Below are 17,525 nucleotides of genomic sequence, written 5' to 3'. Positions count from 1 at the left end.
AAGCATTTAAGCATTTAAGCATTTAAGCATTTAAGCATTTAAGCATTTAAGCATTTAAGCATTTAAGCATTTAAGCATTTAAGCATTTAAGCATTTAAGCATTTAAGCATTTAAGCATTCTATAATAATGTTAAGATTGTTTCCACTTAATAATCACTATTTTAAAAAAATAATAAAGCCCAATACTGCACAAAAATATTATTAAACCATTAACGTATTAACGTATTAACGTATTATTTTTATATCTCTATTATGACCGCCATAATAAAACTATTACGGCGGTCATATATTAAAGCCAATTCTTCCGCTTAAAATAGAGATACGGTGCAAGACCGGCAGCAATCATTAAACCAATTGCGCCCGGATAACCAAATGTCCAGTGTAACTCCGGCATAAACTCAAAGTTCATACCATAACTGGAAGCCACCAGCGTTGGCGGCAGGAATACCACAGAAACAACCGAGAAGATTTTGATAATTCGGCTCTGTTCAATATTGATAAAACCCATCGCCGCCTGCATCAAGAAATTAACTTTCTGAAACAAAGATTCATTATGTGGCAACAGTGATTCAATATCCCGCAAGATTTCACGAGCCTGCTCCAGTTGATCCCCCGGCAAACGGGCACGCCGCACCAAGAAGTTAAGCGCACGCTGAGTATCCATAAGACATAAGCGAACCTTCCAGCTAATATCTTCCTGTTCAGCAAGACTAGACAAGGCAATATCAAACTCATCACCCTGTTTCCCTTCCATAATGACTCGGCTCAGGGATTCCAGTACGCTGTAAATATTTTCGATAACATCAGCTAACTGTTCGATCTTGGTTTCAAACAGATCCATCAGCACTTCATAAGCATTACCATCAACTAATGTCTGATTACGAGCACGCATACGATACAATCGAAACGCAGGGAGCTCCCGCTCTCGCAACGTATAGAGACGACCATCACGAATAGTAAATGCAACTGTTGCGTTGCCAGCATGGTCTTCCGCGTCTTCAAAGTAAAAAAATGAGTGGACGTGTATCCCGTCTTCATCTTCAAAAAAACGCGCCGACGCCTCAATGTCATCCAGTTCCGGTCGGGTGGCCAGAATTTGGCCCAATTCATTTTGAACTTGCAGCCTGTCTTGCTCTGCCGGTTCAACCAAATCTACCCATAAGGAATCAGATAACTTTTCTCCCTCTTCAAACTCAAGACGGAGCAGGCGATTATTCTCTAACTTAAATGCGCTCAGCATGTATCATAAGTCTCCTTTACTCCCTACGTGATCGTAAGGCGCGAATGTTACGCTTAGAAGAAAAAGCCTGTCAACATTCAACCTGGATATTATTTTCAGACCATTTCAAGTCTGGCATAAGCAGCAACCAGCCACTTAATCCCTTCCCCTTGAAACGCGATTTGCAATCGGCTATGTTCACCACTCCCCTCCATATTGACAATGGTTCCTTCACCAAATTTAGGATGACGAACACGTTGCCCAAGAGCATAACCGCTATCATTGGCGCTAATTGGTGTACCTAACCGACTATGGCTAACTGGACGAGATACTGTCGCACGTAACCGAACTTCTTCAATACATTCTGACGGCAGTTCCCCAATAAAACGAGATGGCCGATGATAAACCTCTTTGCCATATAAACGACGACTTTCGGCATAAGTGATGGTCAGCTTTTCCATTGCACGTGTCAGACCTACATAAGCCAAGCGACGCTCCTCTTCCAAACGTCCACCTTCTTCAATCGACATCTGGCTTGGGAACATGCCTTCTTCCATGCCAACAATAAATACCTGTGGGAATTCCAGTCCCTTAGCCGAATGTAATGTCATCAGTTGCACCGAATCCTGATAGGCATCAGCCTGCCCTTCTCCCGATTCCAGCGCAGCATGGGAAAGAAACGCCTGCAATGGCGTAAGATCTTCATCCTCTTCCTGATAGCTAAACTGGCGAGTCGCCGTGACAAGTTCTTCAAGGTTTTCAATACGCGCCTGCGCTTTTTCACCTTTTTCCTGCTGATACATTGCTCGCAGGCCAGAATCACGGATAATCCTGTCAGTCTGAACATGCAATGGCATATCTTCAGTTTCTGTCGATAATGCGTCAATTAGTTCAATAAAACGCTGTAAGGAAGCAGCGGCACGCCCAGCCAACACTTTCTCTTGCAGCAATATCTGACAACAATCCCACAATGTTTGCTGCCGTTCACGCGCCGCTTGGCGCACAATATCTAATGTTCTGTCACCAATACCACGGGTAGGCGTATTCACTACACGTTCAAACGCCGCATCATCATGACGATTGGCGATCAAACGCAGGTAAGCCAGTGCATCTTTAATTTCCTGACGTTCAAAGAATCGCTGACCACCATAAATACGGTATGGCATTGATGCTTGTAACAGCGCCTCTTCCAGTACACGGGACTGAGCGTTGCTGCGGTAAAGTATGGCACAGTTTTTCAAGGCACCACCATTTTCAAGCCAGTTTTTTATCCGGCTGACCACATAACGGGCTTCATCCAGTTCATTAAATGCACAATAAAGGGCGATGGGCTCACCCTCTACACCATCAGTCCACAGATTTTTACCCAGACGATCACTGTTATTGGCAATCAGTGTATTGGCAACTTTCAGAATATTACTGGTGGAACGGTAATTCTGTTCCAAACGGATAGTTTCAGCACCGGAAAAATCTTTCAGAAAACGCTGAATATTCTCGACTTGAGCCCCACGCCAACCATAAATAGATTGATCATCATCCCCAACAATCATCACTTTGCCTGTTTCTCCTGCCAACAGATGAATCCAAGCATATTGAATACTGTTAGTGTCCTGAAACTCATCCACTAGAATATTAGTAAAGCGGCCACGGTAATGTTGCAGGATCTGAGGTTTATTCAGCCACAACTCATGCGCTCGCAGTAAAAGCTCGGCAAAATCCACTAGCCCGGCCCGATCACAAGCCTCTTGGTAAGCCTGATAAATTTTCTGCCATGTCGCCTCAACAGGGTTGCCATAACTTTCAATATGCTGCGGCCGCAATCCTTCATCTTTTTTACCATTGATGTACCACATGCCTTGACGAGCCGGCCATTGTTTATCATCCAGATTCATCGCTTTGATAATGCGTTTAAGCAGGCGATTTTGATCTTCACTGTCAAGAATCTGAAAATCCTGTGGCAAATTAGCATCCAGATGATGGGCTCGTAATAAACGATGAGCCAAACCGTGAAACGTACCAATCCACATTCCACCTTGACTGGTACCGATCAAGTTTTCAATCCGATGACGCATCTCCGCAGCCGCTTTATTGGTGAAGGTCACGGCCATAATGGAAAATGGCGAAGCCTTCTCCACCGACAACAACCAAGCAATTCGGTGTACCAGAACCCGGGTTTTACCGCTCCCCGCGCCAGCTAATACCAACATATTAGTCCGCGGAGCAGCTACAGCTTCCCGTTGTTTGTCATTCAGACTTTCGAGCAGATAGGAGACGTCCATAGTTACCATCAATTGATTAGACAGCGCCCAGAGGTTGCTGTGTTTTTATACAGAATAATTTCTTGATTATATCAATGCTGTCAAAGAAGCCAAATCGTAAATCTCAATGTGAGGCAGTAGGCGGCTTTCCATCGTCTGCAATAATTTTTTATTCTTAGTATTCATCCAGCAAGCTTGCATACCACTACTCAGCGCCCCTGCCACATCAGTATTCAAGTCATCACCGACATGTAAGATTTGCCCAAGCGCTAAACCCAGACGATCCGCGGCCAAACAGTACATATCGCTGCAAGGTTTTGCGCGTCCATCAGGGCCAGCTTGCAGCACAAATTTAAAATAAGGGGCAAGACCACAGGCGGCAGGTTCTGCATTGCCATTAGTAATGGCTACCAGTGGCATCTGTTCAGCAAGTGCCGCCAGAGTTTTATGTGTTGATTCAGGAATATCAATTCGATTACGCCAAAGTGTGAAATGCGCCATGACATCATCTGCCCCCCGATCAGCATCTTCACGGCTAAAACCATAATGGCAAAACATCAACTTTGAGGAGTGCCAGCGCCATAAAGTCATGTCATGATAAATTTCAGGATGCTGCTCAAGTGTCAATTCCCGGAAAGCACATAGATCCTGATGATGAAGATGACTGAACCTAGGATCATACCGCCGCACAAAATTCAGGACTTCCTCTTCTGCCTTATCCATGACTGGATGATTATCATACAGCGTATCATCCAGATCAAATGTCATCGCTAACACTGGCGCAAGAGGCCGGTAAAAACGCATTACGATTTCCCCCGTTTGGCTCTGGGATGGGCGACATCATACACTTTTGCCAAATGCTGGAAATCCAAATGAGTATAGATTTGTGTGGAGGATAAGCTGGCATGACCAAGTAATTCCTGAACTGCGCGCAAATCACCACTGGATTCCAGAATATGAGTGGCAAAAGAGTGACGCAATTTATGAGGATGAATATGACTGCTCATTCCCTGGCGTATTCCCCACTGCGCAAACCGTTTTTGTACATTACGGGTTGATATCCGCCGCCCACTTTTTGAGACAAAAACAGCATTATCCTCCGGCTCGAATCGTTCCCGCATCGCCAACCAACGATTAAGCCATTCAACCGCGGTATGTCCCAAAGGCACCTTCCGCTCTTTACTGCCTTTACCTGAAACCCATACTTCTCCACTTTCAAGATCCAGATGCTGGCAATCAAGGCCCACCAACTCCGACAAACGTAATCCAGCACCATACATCACTTCCAACATCGTCCGGTCACGCACCGATAATGGATCATTAAAATTGATATTCAGCAGTTGGTTCACTTCATCCACATCGATATTTTTCGGCAAATGACGCTTGGTTCCCGGCGTGCTGACGGTTTTACTCGGATTAACGGAAATTTCTCCTTGAATCACCTGCCAATCAAGAAAACTGCGCAAGGAAGATAAACGCAACGCCAAGTTAGCTGACTGCAAACCAGCCCGACGACTACGTGTTACCAACATTCTCACTTTCGCGGGATCAAGATCTTGCCATTGGCTGACACCCATTTCTAAAACCATCTCAGCCAATGTAGCAAGATGGCGACGATAATGGGTGATAGTCACGGGACTTAACCGACGCTCTACCCTGAGATAGCGCAAAAATGCCTCAATCGGCTCCAGTAACGGGTCAATTTCCTGCATCATATGCGTTTAATCCAACGAGACAATATATCCGGCAATAACTTAGCCAGATGCTCAAGCATGTCAGTTCCCATGCCTTCTTGATAATGTTGATGATTCCGACTGTTAAATATCACCATACCCAGTTCGCCCCTCGTTCCCAATAGAGAGACGGCAACCGAACCGACCTGCCGAACTTGCGGCAATAACAATAGAATTTCCGACCCATTTAGCATACCGAGATAGTGGTTTTTATTACCAAAACGCTGAATACGGATTGGTTCAAAAGCATTGCGAGAAAGCGCTAAATCAGGCGCATCAAGTGGTGCACCAATATGCCATTTATCACTGAAAAGACGGATACTGGCACTATTTAGTCCCATATTCTTAGCCCATAAACTTAACCGACTAAGCATATCTTGCAAACTCTCTGCCGCAACCAAATTAACAAGTAATTTAAGCAACTGCTCAAACAGTTGTTCGTTCACTCTCGCCTGCTCCATGAGCAGAGTTATATCTTCTTCTAGATAAGCAATCCGCGTTCTCTGGCGGCTCATATACCATTCAACCAAAGAAATCGTTTCTCTCACCGGGTGAGGAACCCGCATCTGTTCGACGACATATGCATTACGGATAAAGAAATTGGGGTTTTCCAATAAATAATCCACAACAGTCTGATCATCAAGTATGTCATTGATGCTTAACTGCTCTTCTTTTTTCTCCATCTCCGATGCCCCGCAGCTCAAAACAGAATCGATTACAGATGAATTGTGCCATCATAAACGTGCATCGCCGGTCCCGTCATATAGAGCGGTTTTCCCGGCCCATCCCAACAGATAAACAGTGAACCTCCCGGCAAATCTACCCGAACATGATTGTCGAGCAATTGCTGCTGAATACCTACTGCTACCGCTGCACAAGCACCACTGCCACAAGCTTGGGTTTCCCCAACACCACGTTCATAAACCCGTAAGCGAATATGACCACGGTTTAAAATTTGCATGAAACCAATATTCGCCCGTTCAGGAAATCTTTCGTGGCTTTCCAAAGCTGGCCCCAAAATGTCTACTTCGGCCGTTTCCACGTCTGGCACTTGAATCACACAATGAGGATTCCCCATAGAGACAACACCACAAAGAACGGTTCTCTCTGCTACCCGTAAAATATAGGTTTTTTCCGCCCTTAACGCACGAAATGGCACATGATGCGGCTCAAATTCAGGTTCCCCCATATTAACGCAAACCTGATCATCATTGGTGATACTCAACACCATCCGTCCCGATTGCGTGCTGACTTTAATATCACGCTTATTAATTAATCCTTTAAGGCGGACAAAACGGGCAAAACAACGCGCTCCATTGCCACACTGTGCAACTTCACTGCCGTCAGCATTAAAAATACGATAGTGAAAATCCATATCCGGATCATAAGGTGCTTCAACAATTAATAATTGATCGAAGCCCACACCAGTATGTCTATTTGCCAAACGGCAGATCAGCTCTGGTGAGAAATAAACATTTTGGGTCACAGCATCAACGACCATAAAGTCATTACCCAGACCATGCATTTTGGAGAACTGCATATCATGCTCCACCGTAAACCGTAGCGACTGACTATCGGCTTATCTCGCTTATTTCTGAGAGGTACTATCCACTTGCTGCCCTTGCTGCTCAGTATTCGCGGGAATCTGAGATGCAGTTGTCGCCTTCTCGGTCGATGGTTGTTCTGGAGGAAAATAGAGAGGACCTTTCAGTCCGCAGCCGGAAAGTACAAATAAGGTTATGATAGCCAGAAATCCACGTAATTTTTTCTTCATTGCATTAATGCCTGTAATTCATACGTCAATATTCTCTATAATCGCAGTTAGACCTCGAAAAGCAAATAGGAAATGAAGATGAACGACAGTGAATTTCACCAGTTAGCTGACCAACTGATACTTTATATCGAAGGGCAGTTAGATAATTATGATGGCAATGCTGATATCGACTGTGAAACCAATGGCGGTGTCATGACCCTGAGCTTTGATAATGACAGCAAAATTATTATCAATCGCCAGGAACCTTTCCATCAAATCTGGCTGGCAACAAAAGGCGGTGGTTATCATTTTGACTACAAAGAAGGTCAGTGGATTTGTGACCGCAGCGGGGACAATTTTTTAACCATGCTAGCATACGCCATCACCGAACAAAGTGGCGAACAGTTCAGTTTCCCATAATTGAACCTACCCCGCATCGCGCTGAGGAATCCCCAGAAAATAGACAGGCATAGCGTTATGTGATCTACTGATTGTTCCACCAAGTCAATAAGGTCACTGCTATGCCTGTACGTGAAGTATGTCATAACTTCTTTAAAGATGCTTTATCACCATTTCATAAATATCGTCAGAATGCATTAATCGATGCCACTATCGCTTTGATTAATGGTGCTTCTCTTACGTTAACCAGCATTGGGCGCTTTTTACCCGGAAACGCTCACGTCAAACATAAAATTAAACGTATTGACCGGCTACTCGGTAATGAAGCTCTTCATAGGGATATTCCTGATATCTTTCGCAACATTATTTCAATGCTCACTGAGTCTCTGTCGCTGTGTGTCATTGCTGTTGATTGGAGTGGATATCCGTCACAAGAACACCATGTGCTCCGTGCGAGTTTAATTTGCGATGGACGCTCAATTCCTTTGTTAAGTCAAATAGTTCCCTCATGTGAACAACAAAATGTAACGATACAAAATGCATTTCTTGACAGGCTAGCGCGTGCTGTTAACCCTAAAGCTAGAGTAATTATTGTTACGGATGCAGGTTTTCAAAATGCATGGTTCAAACATATAAAAACGCTCGGTTGGGATTTTGTCGGACGCATTCGAGGCAATACTCAACTAAGACTTGAAAAATATGGTGAGCTTTGGTTTAAACGGCAAGCTTTAAAAGCCACTACAACCCCACAGTTTTTAGGGTTTGGTACATTATCAAAAGCAGAATATGCACGTTGCGATGGTTATTTTTATCTTCATAAAAGACCGAATAAAGGTAGAAAATTCAAAAAATCACGATATCGAATGGTGCGAAAATCTCAGGTCAAAGATGGGCGTTCGGCAGCAATGGAGCCTTGGCTTATTTTTACTAGTATGGATGATTTTAAACCTCGTCAGGTGATGAAAATTTACAGCCGAAGAATGCAAATAGAGCAAAATTTTAGGGATGAAAAGAGTGAACGTTTTGGATTTGGTCTTAGAGCAAGTTATAGCCACGGGGCTGGTCGTTTATCAGTATTGAGTCTACTTGCTACACTGAGTTCGGTTGTACTTTGGCTGATTGGTTTTTATGCCGAAAATAAAGGAATACATCTTAATTATCAGGCAAATAGTATTAAATCAAGAAGAGTTATCTCTCATCTGACATTAGCAGAGAATGTTCTTACGCCATTCCCCGCTAATATTATTTGAAATAGTGCTTAATAAAACCCTCAAGCATCTCGCCAAAATCTACCAAAGTATGGTTTTGATTTATTAGCGCTGATTTGTGGGGATCCTTCAGCAGCGGAATAGCTTACCTCCCGACTCTAATTGTTTCAGTTATGCAAAACATAACCCTGGGGGGGACAAGGTAATATCCAATAAAATTATCAAACCCCTTAGTTTTATACTTTTCAATGTTAACAGCTTTAGCCAAACGCTCTACGTTTCCAGCTCCCATTTTATGCGCCCAAAAAACAGTATTTTTATCATTTCCATCCCATACTTGCCTATAGCAATGATAACTCCACGAACTGTCACTATGGTCTAACGTACTTGCGTAAACCATAGCACAAAGCCATACTGGGTGCTCTATACTCCCTTCAGGAGCAATTGCCTTTCTATCAATTATATCTTGAACGGAGACTAATCCATCCTTTTTAATTCCAGCTAAAAATTCTTTAGTACCTTCTGGCTTTTTATTCCCAGTCGAACAAGAATCTGGTTGTGGCATATTACGTTCAGTGGATGAGATAACAGACCTTACTCTTATATTACATGCATAGGCATAACAATTATTTACTTCCTTGTATTTCTCGTCTCCATCTATATTCCAAAATCCTGGATTATAAACTCCAACTTGGTAATTTATACCTTTAAATTCGCAAGTTATGATCTGTGATGATTTAGTATCACAATTATCAACTCTTGTTCCTGTAGAGGAAGGTAATTGAATTTCTTTTGACATGGCATCTCCTATTGTATTAAATTCAATGATCTTTTAAATATAGTACTATTAAACATCTTAAGAAAGTCGGCATCATTGATTTATGGGTAAATTTATTTGACCAAACGGAAAGAACTGGCCCAGTTTATTGATAATACTCTAGGTCAGTTCAGAAACATATAAATATCCATGTTAAAATAGGAATGTATTACTGTTTAATACGTTAATTCATTAACCTCTATATGTTTAGAACCCCCATGGTTTATTATTTCAGCTTTCCTTTTTTCATCTATCTTTAGTAATTTAACTTCAATTGTGGATTTATCATCACTAGTCTCTAGGTTATGCTTTACCATTTCGTCTTCTTTTGATTTCACTGAAGAAATAGATAACGCTGTAGTTATTATAGTTGCAGGAGTAACGTATGGAGCTAGTTTTGATTTGTAATTTTCTTTCAGCTCAGATAACTTACCAGAATGTTTTTTCAACAGATCCATTATAGGTCTAAAGTTATTTGAGCTAGGAGAAGTAATGAACATCTTGCCATTGTCCTCTATCCACATAATCACCCAGTGACTATCATCTTTGCCACCACCAGTACTATGCTTTAAATCTTGTTTTTCATTTACATTAGATCCTTTATCCAATATTTCTTCACTAATAAATAAATTCTTATTTTCATTGTTTGTATGAAAAACAAAATAACTTAATATATTATTTGTTGTTTCATTAGTGATTTTTACTTTGACTGTATGTGTATCAGACATAATATTACTCCTATTTAAAGTATACAAAACTAAGCGTGGTTTAATAGTGTTAACAACGTTACTATAGTAACTATTTATTTCTATCATATTTTAGTAGAAAAACTATTTGTTGTGTAAAAAATTTAACTCAATTATTTCTTTGATTAAACCATTCGTATGATTGGGAAAATCCATTGGGAAAATCCCTAATCCATAATTAATGCCAGTTCGTTTTTCTTTAATTACATTAAGTAAATGTAAGTTTAGTTCAGAAGCAAATTCACCTATAGATTTTAATAATTCCCCTTGTACATTTATAAAATTAATAAATAATGTATTATGATCTTTGTGACACCTAATTGCATCGTTAATGTGTTTATCAATATCACCTTTTTTTTCTTTAACATCATTTGCTTTATAATTATCTTGAACCTTTATATTATCCCAAGGAATCCCCTTAAGAGTTGATACATTAGATATAATTACAAGTTTACCCCTAACACATTCTATAAGAGGTATAGCATTTTCTAAGTACATATGCTGATGGTAATTTTTATAATGAGTATTAAATATATTTAAAAATTCTTTATTCCTCTTATCATTAATCTCCTTATTCTTCTGGTCACTATTTATACTTTCAAGGTAATTAATATCTTCCCTTTTTATTCTCATCAGTATTGTCTCTGATGGATTTTCTTTTAAAAAAGAAATACATATATCAATAACATCACCAAAATTTATTTTTTGATAAACTGTTGAGTGATGTATAGCAAAAATTCCATCTTTAGCTTTACATCTTATATCTAAAAAACGAATTCCGTTATAAAGTTGCCATTCGATACTCTTATCTTGACAAATTGTTTTATTTCTAAAATATTCATTGTGTGGGGCATATTGTGCACAAGAATTATGTGTGCCAGGAATTGATATATGGCTTATAGATGTCCCATCTTTTATCTTACACATCCAAGATGATAGATGCCGTATTTTATTTTCTGGTGATGTTAAATGGAAATCCACAATTGCATCGTTTCCTTTTCCTCCTGAACATAAAAGCTCAAATTCACCTTCACAATCTCCTATTATTCTATATTCATAACCGTTTTCTAAGAAAAAGGGATTATCCCAAGATAAGTAAAATTTTATTTCCTTATTTTCGGACCCTACATTTATTTTGTACTCCACAAAACCATTAGTTCCTCCAAAATATTCTCTCTGTTCACTTTTCCAAACTACTTGATTATTTTTTTCTATTTGTAGTGGTGGTGTTTGACCATCACTCCAGTCGCCCTCATTCAACTTTTCATGTTTCAATTCCAGTTTACAGTTGGTATCATTTATTAGAGTAATCGTTACACTACGCCAAAATATACCCATAGTTACTACCTCAACGGTTTTTTATTTAAAATAGCACTGATATTTAAACTGCTTATCTCTGTTATAGAAACAACTTCATGATGAAAATATATGTCTAGAATTGATACTAATTAAGAATTATCACTTAATTTATATGGCCTGACAACAGCCCCATTGATAGGTTGCAAAAAACAAGTCATATTATTTTACACTATAGGTAAGTCTAGTCAAAAAACAGCAGACTGCCAACTTTTGAAAGGTAATTTTTCCTCAGGAGATTACGTCAATAATTTATGTTTTTGGATGACTCCATGTGGGGAAAAAACATTGGTTCCTGTATAGCGGAATTATCTTTGCTGAACAAGATAAAAATAATTTACTTACAACATCCTACAGAGAGAAAGTTATCCTGGAATATGTGAACGGCTGATTTCATCAAACCATTCGCCTCAGGGTGAGATCTCATATTTTCAATAAGGTTATTTTGGTTAAATAAAAATCAGAATATGACTTTTTATAGGCATTTCTCTCATTAAAACGTTAAGATCTCTCTCTTCCATAAAAAAGCGATCCTAATAATGAGTATTTTTAATTTTATCAGCAAGATAGAAGACCCTCGCTCTGACATCAATAAAAAACATGAATTAATGGATGTGATTTTTTTAGCCTTCTCCGCTGTATTATGCGGCGCTTCTGGCTGGAAATCGATTCAAGAATTTGGTGAGTTACAGAGCGAGTGGCTTAAACAATACACGCATTTTACTCACGGTATTCCTCGTCGTCACTGTATTGCTAATATTATCAAAATGACAGAGCAAGATGCACTGGTTGAAGCCTTTTATGCCTGGATCTCGGGTCAGGGCAGGAAAAAGTCTTATCGCCATTGATGGAAAAACCCTGAGAGGAACCTGTAAGGGGACATTATTTGAAGCCCTGCATGTGGTCAGTGCTTATGATGTTGAATCCGGTGTAGCCCTATACCATCAGGCAGCCGAAAGCAAAGGTCAGGAAGGTCCGGTTGCCAGACAATTGATTGAATTACTGGCGCTTGATGGCGCGATTGTCACTATGGATGCCCTGCATTGCCAGAAAGAAACCCTTGCGTTAATTACTCAGCGCGGCGGTGATTTTATTGTGGGTCTTAAAGGCAATCAAAAGACCCTCTATGAATGGGTCAAATCGTATTTTGCTTCGCATTATGAGAGTGATGAGCTTGTTGAATTTACGCAGAAAAATAGCGGTCATGGACGGACAGAATTTCGGCATGTCATGCAAATTCGTGCCGTATTGCCGGAGGTCCTTCGGCGGCAATGGCCTTCAATACAAAGTGTTATTGAAGTCGTCAGTGAACGAAGCGTAAAAGGCCAGCCTCCCCATCGTGATTCACGCTGGTATGTCAGCTCGCTACCGTTGGAGGCGGAAATCGTGGCTAAGGCAATAAGAAGGCACTGGTCGGTAGAAAACGAGCTGCATTGGGTATTAGATGTCACTTTTCGAGAAGATGCTATCTCACTCAAAGATCCTGATGGGGCTGCACAAATGGCGCTTTTTAACCGAATTGTATTAAGCGTGATTAAACAGAATACCAGTATAAAAGACAGTCAGGCGGCTAAACGTCGAAGAGCATTTGGTCAGAGGAATTCCGTAGTCAACTTATCTTTGATTAAATTAAATACAAAGTGGAATCCCGCCCTGCCATTCGCCTATCACATGATGCAGGTAAATATTGGCGACAGAATTGAACCTTGGGAACACCCTCGATCGTTGCTCCCGAAACCCCTATATTGGCTATTTTTGCCCATCCCCCGATAGGCTGAGGAATCCCCAGAAAATAGACAGGCATAGCGTTGTGTGATCTACTGATTGTTCCACCAAGTCAATAAGGTCACCGCTATGCCTGCACGTAAAGTATGTTACAACTTCTTCAAAGATGCCTTAGCACCGTTTCATAAATATCGCCAGAATACATTAATCGATGCCACTATGGCTTTGATTAATGGCGCTTCTCTTACGCTAACCAGTATTGGACGTTTTTTGCCCGGACAGGCTCAGGTCAAAAACAAGATAAAAAGGGTTGATCGCCTGTTAGGAAACACCGCTCTTCACAACGATATTCCTGCGATTTTTAATAATATTACTGCCATGATAACTCGTCAGTTGCCTCTTTGCGTTATTGCTGTGGACTGGAGCGGTTATCCATCGCAGGAGTATCATGTGCTTCGTGCCAGCCTCCTTTGCGACGGTCGGGCAATGCCGTTATTGAGTTGGGTTGTATCCTCGGAAAAACAAAATAACACCTTAATACAAAATCAGTTTCTTGATTCCCTCGCTAAAGCCGTCTCTTCCGATGCCAGAGTCATCATCGTCACAGACGCAGGATTTAAGAGTCCATGGTTTCGACATATTGCCTCATTGGGCTGGGATTTTATTGGGCGGATCAGGAATAACGTTCAATTTCACCTGGCAGATAGTCCTGAAATATGGCTGAAAATCTCTGACTGTCCCGGAACAATAACGCCGAAATACACGGGGGCGGGAACGCTGGCCAAAGAAAAGAAAAACCGTATTAATGGTCATTTTTATACAGACAAGAAATTACCTAAAGGGCGGAAAAGTAAACGTTCAAAAGGCAGGCCAATGTATACTAAAACAGACAACGAGTATCGGCAGTCAGCAAAAGAAGCCTGGCTTATTTTCAGTAGTATAGATGATTTAAAGCCACGGGAGATCATCAAGTTATACAGTCGTCGCATGCAGATAGAGCAAAACTTCCGCGATGAAAAAAGTGAGCGTTTCGGATTTGGTCTTCGTGCCAGCCACAGTCGCTCTGCGGGTAGAATGTGGGAACTGAGCTTACTGGCAACACTGAGCACCATCGTCCTGTGGCTGATTGGTTATCACGTGGAGAATAAGGGATTACATCTGAGATATCAGGCCAACAGTATCAAATCACGGCGGGTCATCTCATACCTGACGTTAGCGGAGAACGTCTTACGACACTCCCCACTGACTTTAAAGCCAATATCACTGAATGATGCTCTTAACCACTTAACAAGAGTCTACCGAAACATGGTGCTGGTTTATTAACACCGATTTGTGGGGATCCCTCAGCGCATCGCGGGGTAAATCAGTAATGTGACACAGAACGATAAAGTTCTGGCTGCTCTTCATTTTCCCCATCATGAGCCACACACAAATGTGAAAAAGATGATCCACTAAATGGAATCACCTGAATCTGGCCTTTCATTTGCACAATCTGATAAAACTGTGGCAAGTTAAAGTTGATAAAACTTGATCCATAGGTAAACCGATCATGAGATGAAGAATAAAACCGACTGACGTCGCGTACCAATTCTTCCTTACTTCCCTCGCAATGAGAATAAATTTCTACCCGGTTGGTTTCATCCAGAATATAAATATTAAAACTTTGATTATCTTGCGTATTTTCGAAGAAAAATTGAATAATACCCTCACTGGCAAAGCCATCAACCACCGCGGGTAAATGTGTCTCTTTGGTATTAATTTTCACCGGCAACCCATGCAATTTGTTATTAGAGATTGCCCCATAGAATTCCACGGCATTTTCCAATTTCTGCACAGATACGTTAAGACGTTCAAAGAACAGCCCCCAAGTCTGGCCGGCAATACGCAATGCTTTAAAACGACCTGGGTCCTGACGATTGCTGGATAAACGTAATTCAATACATTCAGATACCAGTTGCTGGATCCGAGTTCGAATAAGCCCTCGTAAATGTTCACTGTAACAGAACACTTCAACCGCCGCTGGCGGCGCAGCATCTTGATGCATTTTGCCCAGTATGGTCTTCAACGCTTCCAACACCGATTGCCCACCACTAAAGTGTAAGGTCCTCACTTCATTCCATGAATTACGATAAAGTAAGTCAATGCTTTCCACCAAACACTGTTGCGATTCACCAAAACTGAATACATCAAGCTTACGGAAATCAAAATGTACAACCTGATTGGAGAACTCAGCGGTCGGATCTTTCTCCAGATTGACAATAATTGCCAAATGGCGAATTTCACACGGGCTATAGAGTGCTTTCGGTGTCGGTGATGGCAGACGAATGGGAAAATGAGTCGAAATATCATTAATCAATTCATGCAGCTTCAGCTCATCACATTGAGTTTCGCCATGATGAATATGGATACACGATTTTTTTGTTAACAAGCCGTTAAAGTAGGTCCACGACACCAGTTTATTGAGATAACGATTATATTCCAGAGGTTGATGACCAATGATCGATCCAATAGCCGGAGCCTGATTGTAGAGATACCAACCGCTACGGTTTGCACGCCCTTGAGGAACATAAATAAATGTTAAATTTTTCTCTGATAGATCTGGCGAAATTTGCGGATTAACCAGCGTTACTTTCCCTGGCAATGCTTCAAATGCAGCATAAAGTTTACGCGTCAGCACACCAATATCCTGTGGACTGGCACTGACACTCAGATTATTACGGCGGGCAAATCGGATAAGATTACGATAGCTCTGCATCATGGTATCGAGCAGTTCATTATGCGCATCACGAACCTGTTCAATTTTCCATGAGTTGCGGTTATCCAAAATTTTCAACCGTTCTGGATCCCACTTCCACTCATAGATCAGTTGGGTCAAAACCTGGCGTCGCCAGCCAATGCAACCTTTATCATCTTGATTAAGAGAGAGCTTTTCACAAACTTTTAAATAAAAACATCGACGTATTAGATCTAAACGGGTCGTATCATTAATTTCTATCAGATAACGAGTAACACGCTCAAGCATCATGCTGTATGCATCAAGGCCAAAGGAGACTATTTCACCCGCATGTAGGCGCTGTTTCATCTCCATTGCCAGTAACTTACCATTGGGATATTCCCAGGAATAGGCTTCCAGTAATAAGCTTTTTAATACGGCTTTATAAGGGGAATCGATACTTTTGTAGAGTTGCCATAAGCTAGCGCCAAAGTACTCTTCAGCAGATAGTTCACCCAATCCACCGAGATCAAGCCACTCATTTGGCGTCAGAACACCTTGCGCATAAAGCGATAAAACATATTCATCATAATGGCGTTCTTCTTCTACAGGCACCATTTCCCATAACAAACGCTTACCCGCCATACGTACAGCGGTACGATAAAATTCATCAAGTAACAGAATATGCTGAGTAGAACCGCAGTCCTCACCACCGAGGCTACCACTCGCATTATGGCGAAAGCGGTTTTCATCAATAAGAAAAAAATTGACTTCAATACCAAGCGCTGCCGCCCACTGCTCAATAAGCGTACACTTACGTTGCAGCAAAAGGCGCTCATCATTATCAAGCCATGACTGATGACATACCCAGATATCCAAATCAGAACAACCGCTCTGCCCGATTGATGAAGTACTGCCCATTGAGTAAATACCGGTAATAGGAAGTTCACCATTAGCAGGCTGTTCTATGAAGTGATCTAATTTATTTTCTAAATCATTAAGATAAGATTTTTGTGCTTCATCATGCACGAAAAAACATACGCCATAGGGAACATTACCGTTAATGTAACCTGGCATCATCGAATGATGATAGTGCAATAATACTGGCAGTAAACTGTATACCTGTTTAAATTCCGCACTCATGGCGGTAGAGGCGCGTTCTAACCTGAGTTGGTTTATCGCATCCAGTCTCTGCTTCAGTGTTTCGATATAAAGGTACAAGACGTCTCGCCCGATTGAGTTCCAGTGCCCAGATAAATCCCCCGTTTCCGGCTGTTATAGCTCGATGGAATTATTTAGAATGATTTTTACCAATTTATTACCGGAAACGTGATCAATTTAACACCTTGTCGATAAACCGTAAAGTCAGTAAAGCAATTGAATTCGATGCCTTATCGTACGAAAAATCAAATAATACATTGTTATATATGGAAATAATCAAAAAACCCATACCGTTTATACCTTCATTATGCAAAAGAAATTTTCTCTGCCCATTTTTTCAAGTTAATGCACGTAATACCTTGTTATCCAACCCGATAAAAATGACTCCGTTGGCTATATTTTAATTAATGATTTTTTCCATTCGGGATTCTTTAATT

Annotated in this window: 13 protein-coding genes and 2 pseudogenes; 4 read left to right on the top strand and 11 right to left on the bottom strand. The window is 41.1% G+C overall.

From position 1 onward, the window contains the following. Positions 1–289: 289 nt before the first annotated feature. The 7 genes from corA to lptM all read right to left on the bottom strand — a co-directional run bounded on the left by corA (position 290) and on the right by lptM (position 6,984). Complete coding sequence (gene corA, locus SLS51_RS14885) at positions 290–1,240, bottom strand: magnesium/cobalt transporter CorA (protein ID WP_323839486.1); 951 nt, start codon at positions 1,238–1,240, stop codon at positions 290–292. Between the two features lie 95 nt (positions 1,241–1,335). Further along, a complete protein-coding gene (gene uvrD, locus SLS51_RS14880) occupies positions 1,336–3,498 on the bottom strand; it encodes a DNA helicase II (RefSeq protein ID WP_500690690.1) in 2,163 nt (720 codons plus the stop codon). A gap of 66 nt (positions 3,499–3,564) precedes the next feature. Further along, positions 3,565–4,281, bottom strand: coding sequence for a 5-amino-6-(5-phospho-D-ribitylamino)uracil phosphatase YigB (gene yigB / locus SLS51_RS14875; RefSeq protein WP_323839484.1), 717 nt, complete (start codon positions 4,279–4,281; stop codon positions 3,565–3,567). Next, the gene (gene xerC / locus SLS51_RS14870; RefSeq protein ID WP_323839490.1) at positions 4,281–5,189 is read right to left on the bottom strand and encodes a tyrosine recombinase XerC; all 909 of its coding nucleotides are present in this window, start codon (positions 5,187–5,189) and stop codon (positions 4,281–4,283) included. Before xerC ends, yigB begins: the two co-directional genes overlap by 1 nt. Beyond that, entirely contained in the window at positions 5,189–5,893 is a 705-nt protein-coding gene (locus SLS51_RS14865; RefSeq protein ID WP_323839483.1) for a DUF484 domain-containing protein, read from the bottom strand. Before SLS51_RS14865 ends, xerC begins: the two co-directional genes overlap by 1 nt. A gap of 32 nt (positions 5,894–5,925) precedes the next feature. Next, positions 5,926–6,750 (bottom strand): diaminopimelate epimerase, encoded by an 825-nt coding sequence (gene dapF / locus SLS51_RS14860; protein ID WP_323839482.1) that lies wholly within the window; start codon positions 6,748–6,750, stop codon positions 5,926–5,928. Positions 6,751–6,798: 48 nt separating this feature from the next. Then, positions 6,799–6,984 (bottom strand): LPS translocon maturation chaperone LptM, encoded by a 186-nt coding sequence (gene lptM / locus SLS51_RS14855; RefSeq protein WP_011148712.1) that lies wholly within the window; start codon positions 6,982–6,984, stop codon positions 6,799–6,801. 78 nt (positions 6,985–7,062) lie between these two features. Between lptM and cyaY the strand changes: the two genes are divergently transcribed. Further along, positions 7,063–7,383, top strand: a complete 321-nt coding sequence (gene cyaY / locus SLS51_RS14850; RefSeq protein WP_011148713.1) for an iron donor protein CyaY — start codon at positions 7,063–7,065, stop codon at positions 7,381–7,383. Positions 7,384–7,484: 101 nt separating this feature from the next. Next, positions 7,485–8,679 (top strand): annotated as a pseudogene (locus SLS51_RS14845) (IS4 family transposase). Positions 8,680–8,715: 36 nt separating this feature from the next. On the opposite strand, the gene SLS51_RS14840 reads toward SLS51_RS14845, so the two are convergent. From SLS51_RS14840 to SLS51_RS14830, 3 genes are all read right to left on the bottom strand, one after another. After that, a complete protein-coding gene (locus SLS51_RS14840) occupies positions 8,716–9,369 on the bottom strand; it encodes a hypothetical protein (RefSeq protein ID WP_058589141.1) in 654 nt (217 codons plus the stop codon). Positions 9,370–9,563: 194 nt separating this feature from the next. Further along, positions 9,564–10,115 carry a hypothetical protein gene (locus SLS51_RS14835; protein WP_323839481.1) on the bottom strand — a complete coding sequence of 184 codons (552 nt, stop codon included), beginning with the start codon at positions 10,113–10,115 and terminating at the stop codon, positions 9,564–9,566. Between the two features lie 102 nt (positions 10,116–10,217). Continuing rightward, complete coding sequence (locus SLS51_RS14830; protein WP_323839480.1) at positions 10,218–11,471, bottom strand: phosphatidylinositol-specific phospholipase C; 1,254 nt, start codon at positions 11,469–11,471, stop codon at positions 10,218–10,220. Between the two features lie 557 nt (positions 11,472–12,028). Between SLS51_RS14830 and SLS51_RS14825 the strand changes: the two are divergent. Together SLS51_RS14825 and SLS51_RS14820 are read left to right on the top strand one after the other, a co-directional pair. Continuing rightward, a pseudogene (locus tag SLS51_RS14825) lies at positions 12,029–13,117 on the top strand (ISAs1 family transposase). 226 nt (positions 13,118–13,343) lie between these two features. After that, complete coding sequence (locus SLS51_RS14820) at positions 13,344–14,537, top strand: IS4 family transposase (protein ID WP_058588725.1); 1,194 nt, start codon at positions 13,344–13,346, stop codon at positions 14,535–14,537. A 40-nt stretch (positions 14,538–14,577) separates the two neighbouring features. Here the strand turns inward: SLS51_RS14820 and SLS51_RS14815 are convergent, their stop codons facing one another. Further along, entirely contained in the window at positions 14,578–17,148 is a 2,571-nt protein-coding gene (locus SLS51_RS14815) for a class I adenylate cyclase (RefSeq protein ID WP_323839479.1), read from the bottom strand. Positions 17,149–17,525 lie beyond the last annotated feature (377 nt).

It is taken from the genome of Photorhabdus africana (genome assembly GCF_035181445.1).
GTDB lineage: Bacteria > Pseudomonadota > Gammaproteobacteria > Enterobacterales > Enterobacteriaceae > Photorhabdus > Photorhabdus laumondii.
This window is presented reverse-complemented; position numbering and strand designations above follow the sequence as displayed.